We start from the raw sequence: 14,626 nt of genomic DNA, 5'->3' as shown, positions 1-14,626 counted from the left end.
GCTGCCTAGCGGGCAGACGATGATGTTTCTGCGGCGGTGCACGCTTCGGCCAAAGCGAGGTCGGCGATGGCGTCTTGCAGCGTGACAAGACCGCGTTCATTCGGATTTTCGATCAAGCGGCAAAAGTCAAGAAAGCGCGCTTGAGCGATCGCCTCGTACCAGCCGTGGCGGTCCGAAAGCGTAACCGTGCGCTCGTACGGGATGCGCGGGGCGTCTGACGGCGGAACCGACGGCAACAGGCGGTCGGCCGCTTGCCTGACTTGTTCGATGGCGTGAGCGGACGGTTGTTTCGGAATGGCATCAAGCAAAGCGTCCATAGACGCCGCCTCATCGGTTGAGACGAGGCCGGAGACGGACAGCTGCATCGGAATCCAACCGTCAAGCGTGATGCGTCCGCGCGTCGTATGAACGTCCCAATGCGTCGACTCCGGAGCGGCTGGGTTCATCGTAAAGCCGTGGTAATAATGTACCGGAATGCGGCGGCCGCCCTGTTCATGGATGACAGTGGCCCCGACGCGCGGCCGTGTGCCGTCCGGATCGGTTAAGGCGAACCCCTGCGCTTCGGCCGCCTCGCCGAACCAGTCGCGTCCGACTTCGAAAAAGTGGACGCCATGCTCGATGAAAATGCCGCCGCTTTGCTGTTCCTCCCAAAACCAGTGGCCTTTTGCGACGCGGTGGGCCGCATTGTGCAAGCTCGCATAATCGACAGCCCCCATAAAGGCATGGCGGACGAGCTGTTTAACGGCCTCCGCAAGCGGATGGTAACGCAAGACGAGATTGACGGCCAGCGCCCGATTTTGGCGGTCGGCAAGCTCGAGGTTGGCTTGAAGCTCCCTGGCTGCAAGGGCGCCAGGCTTCTCGAGCAGCACATGTTTTCCTTCCTCCAGCGCCTGCCTGGCGAGCGGGGTGTGCAAGTGCGGTGGGGTGGTCAGAATGACGATGTCTACATGCGGATCAGCGATCAGTTCTTCTGCTTGGTGGTATTCGCACACATCGCCTGCCTGCGGCTTTCGGCGAAGATACGCGTCGATGACGCGTTGGCGCTTGGCGTCCGTCCGCCCGGCGACAGCGGCGAGATGAAAGGAAGGAAGCGGTGCGAGCGCGCCGGCGAGAAATTCAGCGAACGCACCGGCACCGGCAATACCGACACGGTAACAGAAAGATGAAGAAATCATGGCGTATTCTCCTCCTCCCTCACATATATATAGCATTACCGGCATTCATTATACCGCAAAGAAAGGAGGGGGGAGAGAATCCAAGCTTCTAAACTTGCAAACAATGAATAATTATTCATCGACACCACCCGACAATCATTTTGCTTGCGTAAGAGAAGGAATATTATGTATATTATTATTAGCAACCGTTATAGATGAGTGCTAGCAATTTATGAATCACTTTCATTCGCTCGTTCATCCGTCAAAATGTGTGTCTGTTTTTTGCGAAAAAAATCATATGGAGGGATGACGAAATGAAAGCATTGTTGCTGGCAGGAGGATTAGGTACGCGTCTTCGCCCATTGACCGAAAACATCCCCAAACCGATGGCCCCGATTGCGAATCGGCCATGGCTTGAACACCTCATTCTTCATCTTCGCGATCAAGGAGTCAATGAATTTGTCATCGCTGCGCATCATTGTTCAGAAGTGATCCGCCGTTATTTCGGCGACGGGAAGGGTTTGAACGTCAAAATTACATACGCGCTTGAACCGTTCCCGCTTGGAACGGCCGGGGCGATTAAAAATGCCGAACGTTGGCTTGACGAACGATTCCTCGTGTTTAACGCTGATATCGTGCATTTGCCGCAATTGGTTCCTCTGCTTGATTTTCACCGGCAACACGGCGGCATCGCGACGATTGTCTTAACGGAAGTCGACGATCCGTCCTCCTATGGAGTAGTTGAACAAAACGACCGCGGACAAATTTTGCGCTTTATCGAGAAGCCGCGCCGTGAGGAAGCGCCATCCAACCGGATCAACGCCGGCATGTATATTTTGGAGCCGGACGTGATGCGCTACATTCCGGCTGAGCAGGAAGTGTCGATCGAACGCGAAACGTTCCCGCGCTTGATCGAAGAAAACACCGGCGTTTACGGCATTGTCAGCAGTGGATATTGGCGCGATATGGGAACTCCGGCCCGTTACCGTCAAGTGCATTGGGATGCCTTGAACCGGGAGTTTCCGTTGCCGATCAAAGGGCGCGAGATTCAGCCGGGCGTGTTTGTTGGAGAAAATGTCAAGATTAGTTCGGGTGTACTGTTTGTACCTCCTGTGCTAATTGGCAATAATGTAAAAATCGGCCATCAAGCGGTCGTCGGTCCATATGCCGTCATCGGTGACCATTGTCAAATCGGCGCTCGCGTTCATTGCGCGCATACGATTGTCTGGGATCGCTCCCTTATTCGTGACCGCAGCCGTTTGCAAAACAGCATTTTCGGCTATCGGACGGTGACGCCGGCGGGAGAAGTGTTCGAAGATTCGATTATTAATCAGTTCAAGGAGGCGGTGCAAGCATGACCCGAATTGCGTACGTCAGTACATATCCGCCGCGCAAGTGCGGATTAGCCACGTTTACTGAACATCTTCGTCAAAGCATTGACAGCGTCCGCGGGCCGTCAGCGGGCGACCGGGTGATTGTTCTTTATAACGAAAGCGACGGCGATGACGCCTACCGCCACAACCCGGCGTATTGGCCGCTTCCGGCGCAAAACCGCGCGGCGTATGCCGAGATGGCCAAACGGGTGAATGAAAGCGACATCGATGTCGTTTTATTGCAGCATGAGTTCGGCATTTTCGGCGGCGAGGCGGGCGAATACATTCTTGATTTCATCGCCGTGCTAGAAAAACCGCTTGTGACGACGTTCCATACGGTATTTGCCGAGCCTGAGCCGCCGTATCGCCCGATTCAAGAGAAAATCGCGGCGGCAAGCGATGCGATCATCGTCATGAACCGGCAGGCGATTCCGTATTTGGTCAAAGCGTTTGGCCTGCCGGAAGAAAAAATTGTCTACATTCCGCACGGTGCTCCAGGCCCAAGCAGCGAAAATCGCGATTCGCTTCGCCGACGCCTCGGATTCAGCGGCCGTAAAGTGATGTTGACGTTTGGGCTGCTCAGCCGCGGCAAAGGGATTGAATCGGTCTTGGCCGCATTGCCGGGCGTTGTGCGCAAGGTGCCGGAAGCGCTGTATGTCATTGCCGGACAGACGCACCCAGAAGTGAAAAAGAGGGAAGGAGAAGCATATCGCGAGGAGTTGAAATCGCTCATTCACCGTTTAGGGCTTGAGCGCCATGTCCACATGGAAGATCGGTATTTCAGCGAAGAGGAATTGATCGATTATTTGACGGCGTGCGATCTATACGTCACCCCGTACCCGGGCATGCAGCAAATCACAAGCGGCACGCTTGCCTATGCGGTCGGCGTCGGCCGTCCGGTCGTTTCGACGCCGTATGAGCATGCGCGCGATTTGTTGCAAGGTTGTGAAGAGCTGTTGTTGCCGTATGGTGATACGGCCGCCTGGGAAGAACGGCTCGGGCAGCTGTTGGCCGACGAGGCGGCGCTGAAGCGATGGGAGGGGATCGTGCGCCAAATGGGGGCAAACACGCATTGGCCGCGCGTCGGCGAACAGCATGTCACCTTATTTGCGCGCGTATGCGCTGCCGTTAACAGCAGGGAGGTGAAGGCGGTTGACTTTGTCAGTCATTAAGTTCGACCATCTCGAGCGCATGACTGACGACACCGGGCTGCTCGAGCATAGCCTCGGCCGCATTCCGCGCCGGCGCGAAGGCTATTCGACTGATGACAACGCCCGTGCCATATGGGCGTGCTTAGAGTGGCTTGTCCTGCTTAAGGATCAAGAGATGGCGGAACGGCTGTACCGCCTGCTTGACCGGTATTTGGCCTTTCTGCTTTGGGCACAAAACGACGATGGAACATTTCATAACAATTTTTTCTTCGACCGGACGAAAGAAGCGGAAACGCCGTCAGAAGACTGCTTCGGGCGGTCGTTTTGGGCGGCGGCGACAGCGTACACCCAGCTGAATGATCCGGCGCGGCGCGAGGCGGCTGCGGATGTGCTGCGCCGGGGGATGCCGGCGGCGTGGGAGCTTCGCTCGCTGCGCGGCATCGCTTGGGGCTTGGCAGCTTGCGGCGTCTTGCTTGAGAAGGCAAGCCCCCCCGGTGTCGATCAGGAGGAATTAGCGACGTTGGCCGGGCGCTTTGAGCGGCGGTTGCTTGCGGCGTATTGGACGAATGCGGATGATGGCTGGCGTTGGTACGAACCGGAGCTGACTTATGGGAACGGCGTGCTGCCGTGGGCGCTTTGGACGGCATACCGGCGTGCGCCAAGGCAAGAGGTGAGGGAGGTAGCGGAAGAAAGTCTCGCCTTTTTAATACAAATGATGAGCGGACCGGAGGGAACGATCCGCCCGGTCGGCAACCGCGGCTGGTGCAGCCGCCGCTACCGCGCCGATTGGGATCAGCAGCCGCTTGACGTGATGAAGCTCGCCTTGGCGGCGCGCGAAGCGTATTGGGCGACGGAGGACGGGCGGTACCGCGAGGTTGTCCGCCGCTGTCTCGCTTGGTTTTACGGAAAAAACGATGGCAACGTTCCGTTAGCCGATCGAAGCGACGGCAGCTGTTGCGATGGACTTGGTCCGAACGGCCCGAACCCGAATCGGGGGGCGGAATCAACACTATCATACTTGTTGACAGCAGCAATCGCTCAATCGATTTCGGTGGAGGTGGTTTTCGATGAAGACATCGATCACGAAACCGTTCGCATGGCCGGCACACGTATTTAAAGAGTATGACATTCGCGGGCGTGCCGGCGAGGAGCTCGATGAGTCGTTTGCTTATTGGCTCGGACGGGCCTTTGCCGAAATGATGCAAAATGAAGGCGAACGGAAGGCGGTCGTCGCCCATGACAACCGCCTGTCGTCGCCGGCATTGCATCGGGCGCTGAAAAACGGGTTGCTCGATGGCGGCTGCGATGTCGTTAATATCGGGCTTTCGACGACACCGATGTTTTACTACAGCCTATACAACACAGACATTGCATGCGGCATGATCGTCACGGCAAGCCACAACCCGGGCGATGAGAACGGATTTAAAATCGCCATGGGGAAAACAACGATTTATGGTGAACGCATTCAAGCGTTGCGGCGGGCGATGGAGCGGCTGAGCCAAAAACAGGCGCCTCCGGAAACGGCGCGCGGGCGCGAGGAAACGCTTGACTTTGCCTCGGCATATATCAAGATGTTGAAGGAGAAAATCCAGCTCGGGTCGCGCAAGCTGAAAGTCGTCGTCGACTGCGGCAACGGCACTCCGTCGATCGTTGCGCCAAAAGTGCTGAAAGAGTGGGGCTGCGATGTCATTCCGCTCTATTGCGAATCCGATCCGACGTTCCCGAACCATCATCCTGACCCGGTCGTGCCGGAAAACTTAGCCGATTTGATCCAAACGGTGCGCAAGGAGCAGGCGGATGTAGGTATCGCATTTGACGGTGACGGCGACCGGATCGGGGTGGTGGATGAAACGGGCACAATCCGCTGGGGCGACCAGCTGATGGTATTGTTTTGGCGCGACATTCTTAAGCGCCATCCGGGAGCTGAGGCGCCGGTTGAGGTAAAATGTTCGCAAGCGCTTGTGGAAGAAATTAAGCGTCTTGGCGGAAAACCATTTTTCCATCGCACCGGCCATTCGCACGTAAAAGCGACGCTGCGGCGCCGCCCGTCCATTCCGTTTGCCGGTGAGATGTCTGGCCATCTCTTCTTCAATGACGAATTTTATGGTTACGATGACGCCTTGTACGCCGCGGGCCGGCTGCTTTGTCTCTTATCGCACGACAAGCGTCCGCTCTCTGAATGGTTTGCCGATGTGCCGCACTATGTGGCGACGCCGGAAACGCGTGTCGCTTGCCCAGAGGAGAAAAAACCGTTGGCCATCGCCGCGGTGAAAGATCGATTTGCCGGACGTTATCCAATCATCGATGTCGATGGCGCCCGCATTCAATTTGATGAGGGCTGGGGATTGGTGCGGCCGTCGAACACGCAGCCGATTCTTGTCTTGCGCGCTGAGGCGAAGACCGAACAAGCGTTAGCAGAAATTAAACGGCAGCTGGCTGATAGTTTGCGTGCGCTTGAGCTGCATGTCAATTGGTAACTTGGTTTCTGGCGGGAGGGGCTCATGCCGTCCGCTTGTTCACCAGCCTAGACGGCACCGATTTTCCCCGGCGTCGGCCGCCTGTTTCATGCGGGCGCCGCGCCGGATTGTTTTTGCTTTCGGCCGGGGCGGAAACTTGATTTCTTGCAGTTCGTTTGTTCATAATAGATGAGGATAAAAAACATGATTTAGGAGAGTTGAGGGCGAATTGGCGATCAATGATTTGTTGCAATATGTCCAAGATGCGTATGCGTCATTAACGGAGTTAAGCATCATGATTGTGGATAGCAGCGGCAATCCAGTAACGAAAGTATCGAATATGACCGAGCTGGCGGAGCTCGTTTTATTTGTTGCGAAAAAGAGGGCCTCATCATTTTTTTGCCCCGAGGAGTTGGCGGTTGACGGGTGGCGTCGGCCGGCCGTTGTACCAGCCGGGCATTTAGGGATGAAAAGCATCATGGCTCCTGTGTTTGTCGACGGGAGGGCAGAATATTGGATTTGGGCTGGCGTGTTTATAGAAGAAGAAACGAAATGGCTCATTTGCGAACAGCCAGTTTCCGATGCCCGGGAGTGGACGGCCGCCCTCGAACAGGCAGACGCGCTGCCGGCCCGGGCGATCGAAGCAAAGCTGAACGAGATCGAAAAGATGGCGGCTATTTGTGGAGAGTTGATCGGCGGCGAGCGCCGCAAACAGAGGTACAATGAATACGGACAGCTGCTGAAAACGGCGGTAACCGATCGCGCTGCCCTAAATGGTGCGGATAAGCTGCTTCACCAGCTGCGCAAGATGGACGAGCGCCTTGATATGGCGCTGTATATTGAAAAGTGCCAGCAAGGATGGGTGGTGGCGGCAACGAGCGGCGGGAAAGCCGGGCAGCTATATGGCAAGATGGTTGATGAATTGTTTCCGCCGCTCTCTTTCCTCGAACCACCGCTCTATCCTGCTTATTTTCAAGATGCGGCGTTAGATCCGCGCTTTTCATTTTTTGTCCGCCATGGCATCCGTCCGAAAGCGATGATCGTATATCCGGCGGTATATGGGCGAAAAGCGGAAGGGTGGGTCGTTGTTGGCAGCGAGACTGCCTCCTCGCTGCCGGAGGCAATGCAGCCGCTTGGCGCCGCGCTCGTTCAATACGGGCATTTGCTTGCGCGATGTGCGGCCGCTGATGCAAAAATGGACCGTCATTTCATGCGCTTATCAATGTTAATCGAAATCGGCCGAGCGATGCGCGTTGTACAACAGGAGGAAGAAATCGTCCGCATGATGGCCGAGTTCGCGATCGAGCTTGCTTATGGCGATTTCGTTTGCGCGATATTGTGCGGCGGCAAGGCAGTCACCGTTCATGAAGGGGCGATTTCCGACGAGATGGCGTCCTGTTACCGGGATGATGTGCTCCGCCGTTATGGCCGCGGCATTGAACAGGTGGCGAAAAACCAAGTCCCGGCTTTGCGCCAAGTGGGGGACAAAACAGTAATGGAGGTGCCGTTTTTTGTCCGCGACGGTCATTATGGCGTTCTTGCCGTCCATTTAAAGGAAACGGACGAAGCGAAAGAGGCTGAAGTGTATATGACAGCGCTAGTGTCCGTCGGAGTGATGATGATGAATGGCGCCGCTCAAGGAGGGGGCGGGCAGGCGGTCAATGTTCAAATGTTGTCTGAACAACTGACGGCTCGGGAAATGGATGTGCTTGAACTGCTTGTCCAAGGCTGCAGCAACCGCGAAATTTCAGAACGGCTGTTCATCAGTGTCCATACAGTGAAAAATCACATCACGAATATTTTTCAAAAGATAGGTGTCAATGACCGGTCGCAGCTGATTGCCCTTGTGTATCAGCTAAGTCACCGCCGGCAGCGTCATTAGGGGAGCATCATCGGACGATAGGAGCCATGATGTTCCTTTTTTATCATGCAAGCTAAGGAAGTGTTGTATTCGAAAGCGAACGCTGGGGACAAAAAGTGTAGGAAATTGGAATGGAATCCATTTTGTATTATAATGATAATATAGTAAATAAGCACTATTTTTCCTGTAGGGGTGGAACAATAAGGAAGAAAAGATAGCATTCCAATCCGTTTTTCCCAGCATCCGAGCGTGTTATAGTGAAAAAGCTGCCATGTTGCGTTTGACTGCGCGTGCAAGCAAAGAAAGATAGGGGAATGCCGATGAAGCATGTCATCATGATCCGAACGATGACGATCATGAAAACGGCAGACATCTTAAAAGCGATGGACATTACCGAGCAGCTGGCAAACGAAGTGGGATTTTTGCCGCGCGACTGCCTTTTTCTTCGCTTGGCGACGGAGGAAGCGTGTACGAACGCGTATGAATATTGTCAAAAAACAGGAAGACTACCGTTTAGAATATTTTGGAAAATGGACACAACCCAGTTCACGATTATTGTGAAGCAGCGAGGGGGGTGCTTTTCCGTCGCCAAAACCGACGGCGTGAACACCGGGCCGCGCGGCAGGGGGCTGCAGCTAATCGCCCATATTGTCGACGATGTATACGTGAAGCGAACGGGAAATAACGTTTTGCTTTGCATGTGCAAATGCAAAAAAAATGAGTAACCATTGGAGGAAGCAGGATGGAGACGAAACAAGGGGCAATTTGCACACTGACATGGACGGAAGATATCACATTAAATAATGTGGAATCGTTTCGCCAAGCGCTTGAACGGCTGTTAGCCGAACAGGCTGACCAGTTGATCGTTAACATGGAAGCGGTCAACTACATCAACAGCGCCGGGCTCGGCATGATCGCCGACAGCGTGATGGCCGCCAGAGCCCAGCAAAAAGAACTGGTCGTTGCCGGAGTGACAGGGTCACTCGCGGAAATTTTCCATATTGTCAAATTTTCTTCGTTTATTAAATTATTCGCCACAGAAAAGGACGCCATCGATTATTTCAGCGGAGAATGACGTTTCATGATCAACGGGTTTTTGGAATATCTTCGACACTACAAAGACTTCGCATGGCGGGAACTGCTCGACAGCCTCGAAAAAATGAACGTGCTGTTCGCACCGCGTGATGATGTATACTGGTTGGCGGCGCCGGATCAAAGGAAAATATTGTTTATTTCTTCGTCATGTGAGCAGCTATACGGTCTGCCTCCGGCCGCTTTTTATCATGATACAGATGTATGGATCAAACTATTATACCCCGATGACCGCGCTAAGGCGGAGGAAAAGTGGGCGTTCCCTCGGGAAGTTGAAGCGAATGTGCAAACATATCGCATTGTTAACCAGCGGGACGGGTCTGTACGCTGGGTGCTTGAGCGGACGGTTCCCGTGCTTGGCGAACCGGAGGAAGGAAAATTGATCAGCGGCTTTGTCACGGACATTACGGAGGCGAAACGGAACGGAGATGAGCTTCGGCTCGCTGAGCAAGTGTACGCCGCCATCGAACAGGCGATGCTCGTAACCGACGGTGAGTTCGCCGTTCGGTTCATCAACCCGGCGTTTACGAAAATCACCGGCTACAGTGCAGAAGTCATCGGCCAGCCGCTGCATACGCTTTATGCCGGCTATTATGATTCCTGGTTTTACGAAGTGATCAAAACCGGAATTGACGAAGGCGGGGAATGGCAAGGACGGGTGCGCTGGCGGCAGAAAAACGGCTCCGTGTCTGTTAGGCGAACGACGGTGCGAGCCGTTTATAGCCAAGAAGGGGGCATTTCCTTTTACTTGTTTTTGTTTTCCGGCCCGTTCCGCGAGTCGCCTTACGTTGAGGCGATGAAGGATGATTTAACGCTGGCCCGCGAAGTGCAGAAGCGCGTATTAAGCAAGCCGTTGTCAGCCAACGGGATCGGCATCGCTGGAACATACATCCCGTCGCAGGAGCTGGGCGGCGACATGTATGCATGGTATCCGATCGACAAACAGCGGTACGGTATTTTTTTAATGGACGTGATGGGTCACGGAGCAGCGGCTTCGCTGATTTGCATGTCGGTCCGTTCGCTTCTTAACGGCATCATCCGCAAAGGGATCGTTCCGAAAGAAGTGTTCCGCGAGCTGAATAGGCATATGCGCCAGCTGTACCATGAAAACGGACGGATGACGTATTATTTCACCGCCGTGTATGTCCTTGTTGATGTGGAGGAACGGGTGATCGAGTATGCATCGGCCGGCCATCCGCCAGGGTTTTTGTTCCAGCCGGACGGCACGGTGGCCGAATTGGATCGCGGTTGTGCGCCGATCGGGCTGCTCCCGCGCCTTTTCATCGAGAGCGGTCAGCTGCGCTATGAACCGGGAGCGACGCTTGTATTGTATTCCGATGGAGCCATCGAAGGGGAGGTGGGTTCGGTCCGGAAAAATATCGAGGCGTTCCGCGATGCGTTGGCGCCGTATGTTTCGCTCGACGAGCGTGCGCTGTTAGCCCGCCTGCGCCGCCATTTTGCCCAAAAAGGGCCGCTTTCGGACGATTTCTCGGCGGTGGTCGCTAAGCTGGGGTAAAGAGGGGAGAAAAGCTGTCCATGTCGGCCAGTTTGATATGGCGATCATGGTCGGTTTCCCCATTGTGCAAATGGAAAGGATGTCCCGCTTTTTCGGGCATCCTTTTTCACATGCTACGAAAAGATCAACAAATTCATTCCCGCTGCAAACACAATGAAAGAAGCCACATTTTTAATCCGTGTATGCGGCAGGCGTTCAAACCATTTCAGCCCTGCGTGTACACCTGCTAATACAGCAACGGCCCCAAGCAAAAAGTAAAGAACGAACGAATCGGTAAAGTCTCCATGAATGCCATGCAAAAGGATCGTAAAACTATTCATGATGACAAAGGACGCTTGGAGATTGGCATGATAGCTTTCTTTTTCTTTATAGCGCATCAGAAAGTAAAAGACGAAAAAAGGACCGCCTACGGCGAAGATTCCCCCGATCATTCCGCCGATCAAACCGATCAACATAGGAAAGACGGGCTTTTCAAATGATCGGGCATAACCGTTTTTTTCGCTCATATAAAGATAAATAACCATCCCCATGAGCACAAGGCCCAACAGTTTTTGCATGGCCTCTGTCTCGCCGTAGAAGTTCAGGATAAAGAACGACAACACGCGCCCCGCTAAGGCGAAACTCAAAATCAAAAGAAGGTCTTTACCGCGAATGGATTTTCTGAATTTGACCGCCACGTGGAGCGATATAAGGATGGTCAAAGCGAGCACTAATAATGTGCTGTCCTTAAACGTTAATAAAATCGGCAAAAGTCCCATAGAAAACAAGCCGAAGCCAAACCCGCTCGCCCCTTGAATGAAACTGCCGACAAACAGAATGGCAAATACGAAAATAAGCTCCCACATATGTTGTCATGCCTTTCATGAAAAATGTCGCCGCCTGCCCATGCCAGCTGCTGAGCTCATCACGCAAAAGGAACGCTTCTTAGTCTACTATATACGTATTTTTCATAAATACCACCCTTTTAGGGAAACTTTTCATCTTCGCCGATCCGAAGATGGCTCAGAACTCTGGGCCGGAAAGTCTTGACCGCCCTTGACGTATGGATTTCTTGCCTGAATTTAGGTTAAAATGACAATTGTACTGTTCATAGCGAATACAATATAAAAAAGGCAGGAGGGGGGAAGGCATATGGCGGTGACGAACCCGGCTGGATTTTGGAAGCGGCTGTTGGCTAACTTGTTGGACGCTATTGTGATCGGCATTCCGATTTCGGTCATCGGCTATTTGATTACGGGTAGTATGGAAACGAACTGGTTTACGACATTGGCCAACTTGCTTTACGCTTTAGTTGTTCCGGCGGTCTGGTATGGCTATACGGTCGGCAAACGGATGATTGGCATCCGGATTGCAAAAGTAAACGGCGGCAAAGTCGGCATCGGCACGATGTTTTTGCGCTCGTTCGTCGGCGGAATCGTTTATTTTATTACGTTTGGCATCGGTCTGATCATCAGTGCGATTATGGTAGCTGCAAGGGAAGACAAACGATCGATTCACGATTTTATCGCCGGCACGTATGTGACAACAGAAAAGCCGACGGCGTAAACAAGGAAACGAGCGGGCTTCCAAATGGAGGCCCGCTTTGTTATGTCGATGGCTCAAGGTAAATAAATTCCGGGTGCGGGTGGCTTAGAAAGTCATGGTGGGAAATGTCCCAGCCGTAGGCGCCGGCACAGCGGAACAGCACGATGTCACCGACGCGCAGACGGGCGCAAGGCACATCCCGGGCCAATACGTCGTTTGGCGTGCACAACTCGCCGGCTAACGTCACCCGTTCATTGAACAAAGACGGGCGGTCGAACGGGTAAGGCCATTCGTTGACCGGAATAATGAGAAACGGATGGTTCATTTTCCAAGCCGCCGGCAGCCGGAGATGATGGGTGCCGCCGCGGAGAATCGCAAAATACGTTCCGTAATTGTTTTTCAGATCGAGCACTTCTGCAGCGTAATATCCGCTATGAGCGGTGATCAAACGGCCAAGCTCAAAAATGACGGTCCAATGCCGGGAAGCGTGGCGGCGCAGCAGAAGGTTCAGTTCTTTGGCAAACCAATCCCAGTGAAACGGCCGATCCGGATCGCTGTAATGGATGCCGACTCCGCCTCCGACGTTAACGACCGAAAACGGACGCCTGTATGTTTTTTCCGCTTGCGCGACGAACGACAGGCACGTTTCGATAAAAGAAAGATGGGCCTGCTCGTCGGTATGATTGGACATCGAATGAAAATGAAATCCTTGCAGATCCACAGATGGAAGCGCCAGCGCTATATAGATGGCTTCGGCGATATGCCGTTCGTCGATGCCAAATTGGGTCGGTTTTCCAGCCATATGCAGTGTCGCGCCTGAGGCAGCTTGCCGCAAATTGACCCGCAAGAGCACGCGCGCGGTCGTTTGCCGTTCGGCGGCGATCCAGCTGAGCCGCTGCAGTTCCCAAAGGCTTTCGATATGAATGAGAGCGACGCGCGCCTCGAGCGCTGCGATAAGTTCCTCATCCGTTTTTCCCGGCCCACCGAAAATGACCGGCGCATCAGAAAACAGGCGGCGGACTTTTTGCAGCTCGCCGCCCGAGGCGACTTCAAAACCCGTGACATGTGGCGCGACCGTTTTCAAGATGTGCTCATCCGCGTTCGCCTTCACGGCGTAAAAGAGCTGCACGGAAGGGGGAAGCGGGGCAGATAAGCTTGCTGTGTGGGCGCGCAGGCCTTCCAAGTCATATACATAGGCGCAAAGCGGAGACCGCTGTTTGGTCTTGCGGCTTGCGATCGTTTGAATGACAGTATTCAATCGTTCCATGTTCGTCCTCCTGTGGAGATGTTCCATAGTTCTTTTCGCCGCCAAAAGGCAAGGACGCAAAGAAGGCAAAGCCATCCCATCGCATAGCCGGCGGTTTTTGCCCCCGCGTACTCGGCGATGGCGGTAAGCAAAAGCGTGCCGAGCGGGATGAAGCCGCGGTCCATTAAGGCGATGCTCATGATCCGCCCGCGCAGCTGATCCGGAACGGTCAGTTGGACGGCCAGGCGGCATAGCGTCCGATACAGCTGCCCGGTCAGCCCGGCCAACGCCATGGCGGCAAGGCAAAGCAGCTGATGTTCAAACGAGACGATCCATAGAAGCAACGATAAAGAAAAGGCGAGCAATGAAACGATCAGCCATTTGCCGACCGCCTCGACCGGCCGGAAGGAAAGCCAAGCCGTACCAAGCAATGCCCCGGCGGATGAGACGGAAAGAAGCAAGGCGAAATCCCCGGCATCGCCTTTGGCCAACGCGTCAACAAGAAGCGGGGTGACCGCCGAATAGGCAAAGCCGAACGTCATCGGGATGAGCGAAAGGGCGAGCAGCGCCCGGATGAGCGGGGTATCCCTGATATAACGGATGGCTTCTCCTTTGTCGCCTTCCGCCGGACGCACAGCTGGGCGGCGGGGACGGCCGTCCTCTAAAGACGATACCGCAAGAGCGGCGGCAATAAGCAGCGCGCTGTAGACGACAAGCAGCGGGGCGCCATCCATCGAAGCGAGCCACCATCCGGCCGCCGCCGGCCCGAACATTTTTCCGATATGAAGCGCGGCGGTATGCAGTGAAATGGCGCTCGAGAGTGCCGCGCCTGGAACAAGATCAGCGATATACGCATTGCGCACCGCCGTCTCAATGGCCATAAAAACCGAACGGACGAAGACAGCGGCAAACAGCCAAATGAGGGAGGACGGCTCATGCAACAGCCAGGCGATCGCCAAAGTAGATCCTGCCATGCCAAGCAAGGAGGCGGCCAGCACTTGGCGCCGCGGAAGGCGGTCAGCGAGCACTCCGCCGAGCCAACTGAATAGAAAGATCGGCAGCAGCCGGCAAACGTTGAGAACGCCGAGGTCGAGCGGCGAGCGGGAAAGCTGCAGCACGGCCCAGTTTAAAACGATGAAATCAGCCCACTCCCCGATGCGCGCCGGCAGCGTTCCGCCCCAATAAATCCGGAACGGACGCCAAAATAATGCGAAGGAAGGGGACGGTTTTTTTGATGTCAGAAGCATATCGAT

Annotated in this window: 13 protein-coding genes; 9 read left to right on the top strand and 4 right to left on the bottom strand. The window is 54.5% G+C overall.

Annotated features, from left to right (window positions below; all coding sequences use genetic code 11):
- Window positions 1-5 precede the first annotated feature (5 nt).
- On the bottom strand, window positions 6-1,175 hold the full coding sequence (locus tag B9L21_RS13965; protein ID WP_063166824.1) for a Gfo/Idh/MocA family oxidoreductase: 1,170 nt from the start codon (window positions 1,173-1,175) through the stop codon (window positions 6-8).
- 293 nt (window positions 1,176-1,468) lie between these two features.
- Here B9L21_RS13965 and B9L21_RS13960 point away from each other — a divergent pair, with 293 nt between their 5' ends.
- The 8 genes from B9L21_RS13960 to B9L21_RS13925 all read left to right on the top strand — a co-directional run bounded on the left by B9L21_RS13960 (window position 1,469) and on the right by B9L21_RS13925 (window position 10,603).
- On the top strand, window positions 1,469-2,512 hold the full coding sequence (locus tag B9L21_RS13960; RefSeq protein WP_063166823.1) for a sugar phosphate nucleotidyltransferase: 1,044 nt from the start codon (window positions 1,469-1,471) through the stop codon (window positions 2,510-2,512).
- Window positions 2,509-3,699 (top strand): glycosyltransferase family 4 protein, encoded by a 1,191-nt coding sequence (locus B9L21_RS13955; protein ID WP_063166822.1) that lies wholly within the window; start codon window positions 2,509-2,511, stop codon window positions 3,697-3,699. The genes B9L21_RS13960 and B9L21_RS13955 overlap by 4 nt, the downstream gene beginning before the upstream one ends.
- A complete protein-coding gene (locus tag B9L21_RS13950; RefSeq protein ID WP_063166821.1) occupies window positions 3,680-4,795 on the top strand; it encodes a hypothetical protein in 1,116 nt (371 codons plus the stop codon). Before B9L21_RS13955 ends, B9L21_RS13950 begins: the two co-directional genes overlap by 20 nt.
- Entirely contained in the window at window positions 4,746-6,155 is a 1,410-nt protein-coding gene (locus B9L21_RS13945; RefSeq protein WP_063166820.1) for a phosphomannomutase/phosphoglucomutase, read from the top strand. The genes B9L21_RS13950 and B9L21_RS13945 overlap by 50 nt, the downstream gene beginning before the upstream one ends.
- A 208-nt stretch (window positions 6,156-6,363) precedes the next feature.
- On the top strand, window positions 6,364-8,016 hold the full coding sequence (locus B9L21_RS18210; protein WP_063166819.1) for a helix-turn-helix transcriptional regulator: 1,653 nt from the start codon (window positions 6,364-6,366) through the stop codon (window positions 8,014-8,016).
- 299 nt (window positions 8,017-8,315) lie between these two features.
- Complete coding sequence (locus B9L21_RS13935) at window positions 8,316-8,720, top strand: ATP-binding protein (protein WP_063166818.1); 405 nt, start codon at window positions 8,316-8,318, stop codon at window positions 8,718-8,720.
- Between the two features lie 17 nt (window positions 8,721-8,737).
- Window positions 8,738-9,070, top strand: a complete 333-nt coding sequence (locus B9L21_RS13930; RefSeq protein WP_063166817.1) for an STAS domain-containing protein — start codon at window positions 8,738-8,740, stop codon at window positions 9,068-9,070.
- A 6-nt stretch (window positions 9,071-9,076) separates the two neighbouring features.
- Window positions 9,077-10,603 (top strand): SpoIIE family protein phosphatase, encoded by a 1,527-nt coding sequence (locus B9L21_RS13925; protein ID WP_063166816.1) that lies wholly within the window; start codon window positions 9,077-9,079, stop codon window positions 10,601-10,603.
- A 113-nt stretch (window positions 10,604-10,716) separates the two neighbouring features.
- Here B9L21_RS13925 and B9L21_RS13920 read toward each other — a convergent pair whose 3' ends face one another.
- Window positions 10,717-11,448 carry a sulfite exporter TauE/SafE family protein gene (locus B9L21_RS13920; RefSeq protein WP_063166815.1) on the bottom strand — a complete coding sequence of 244 codons (732 nt, stop codon included), beginning with the start codon at window positions 11,446-11,448 and terminating at the stop codon, window positions 10,717-10,719.
- 286 nt (window positions 11,449-11,734) lie between these two features.
- Here B9L21_RS13920 and B9L21_RS13915 point away from each other — a divergent pair, with 286 nt between their 5' ends.
- On the top strand, window positions 11,735-12,148 hold the full coding sequence (locus B9L21_RS13915; protein WP_063166814.1) for an RDD family protein: 414 nt from the start codon (window positions 11,735-11,737) through the stop codon (window positions 12,146-12,148).
- Window positions 12,149-12,188: 40 nt separating this feature from the next.
- Here B9L21_RS13915 and B9L21_RS13910 read toward each other — a convergent pair whose 3' ends face one another.
- A complete protein-coding gene (locus B9L21_RS13910) occupies window positions 12,189-13,394 on the bottom strand; it encodes a type III PLP-dependent enzyme (protein ID WP_063166813.1) in 1,206 nt (401 codons plus the stop codon).
- The gene (locus tag B9L21_RS13905) at window positions 13,382-14,620 is read right to left on the bottom strand and encodes an MFS transporter (protein WP_063166812.1); all 1,239 of its coding nucleotides are present in this window, start codon (window positions 14,618-14,620) and stop codon (window positions 13,382-13,384) included. The genes B9L21_RS13910 and B9L21_RS13905 overlap by 13 nt, the downstream gene beginning before the upstream one ends.
- Between the last annotated feature and the right edge of the window lie 6 nt (window positions 14,621-14,626).

Source organism: Geobacillus uzenensis (genome assembly GCF_002217665.1).
In the GTDB taxonomy this organism is placed as follows: Bacteria; Bacillota; Bacilli; order Bacillales; family Anoxybacillaceae; genus Geobacillus; species Geobacillus subterraneus.
The sequence above is the reverse complement of the archived record's forward strand: the minus strand, read 5'-3'. Positions and strand labels throughout refer to the sequence as shown.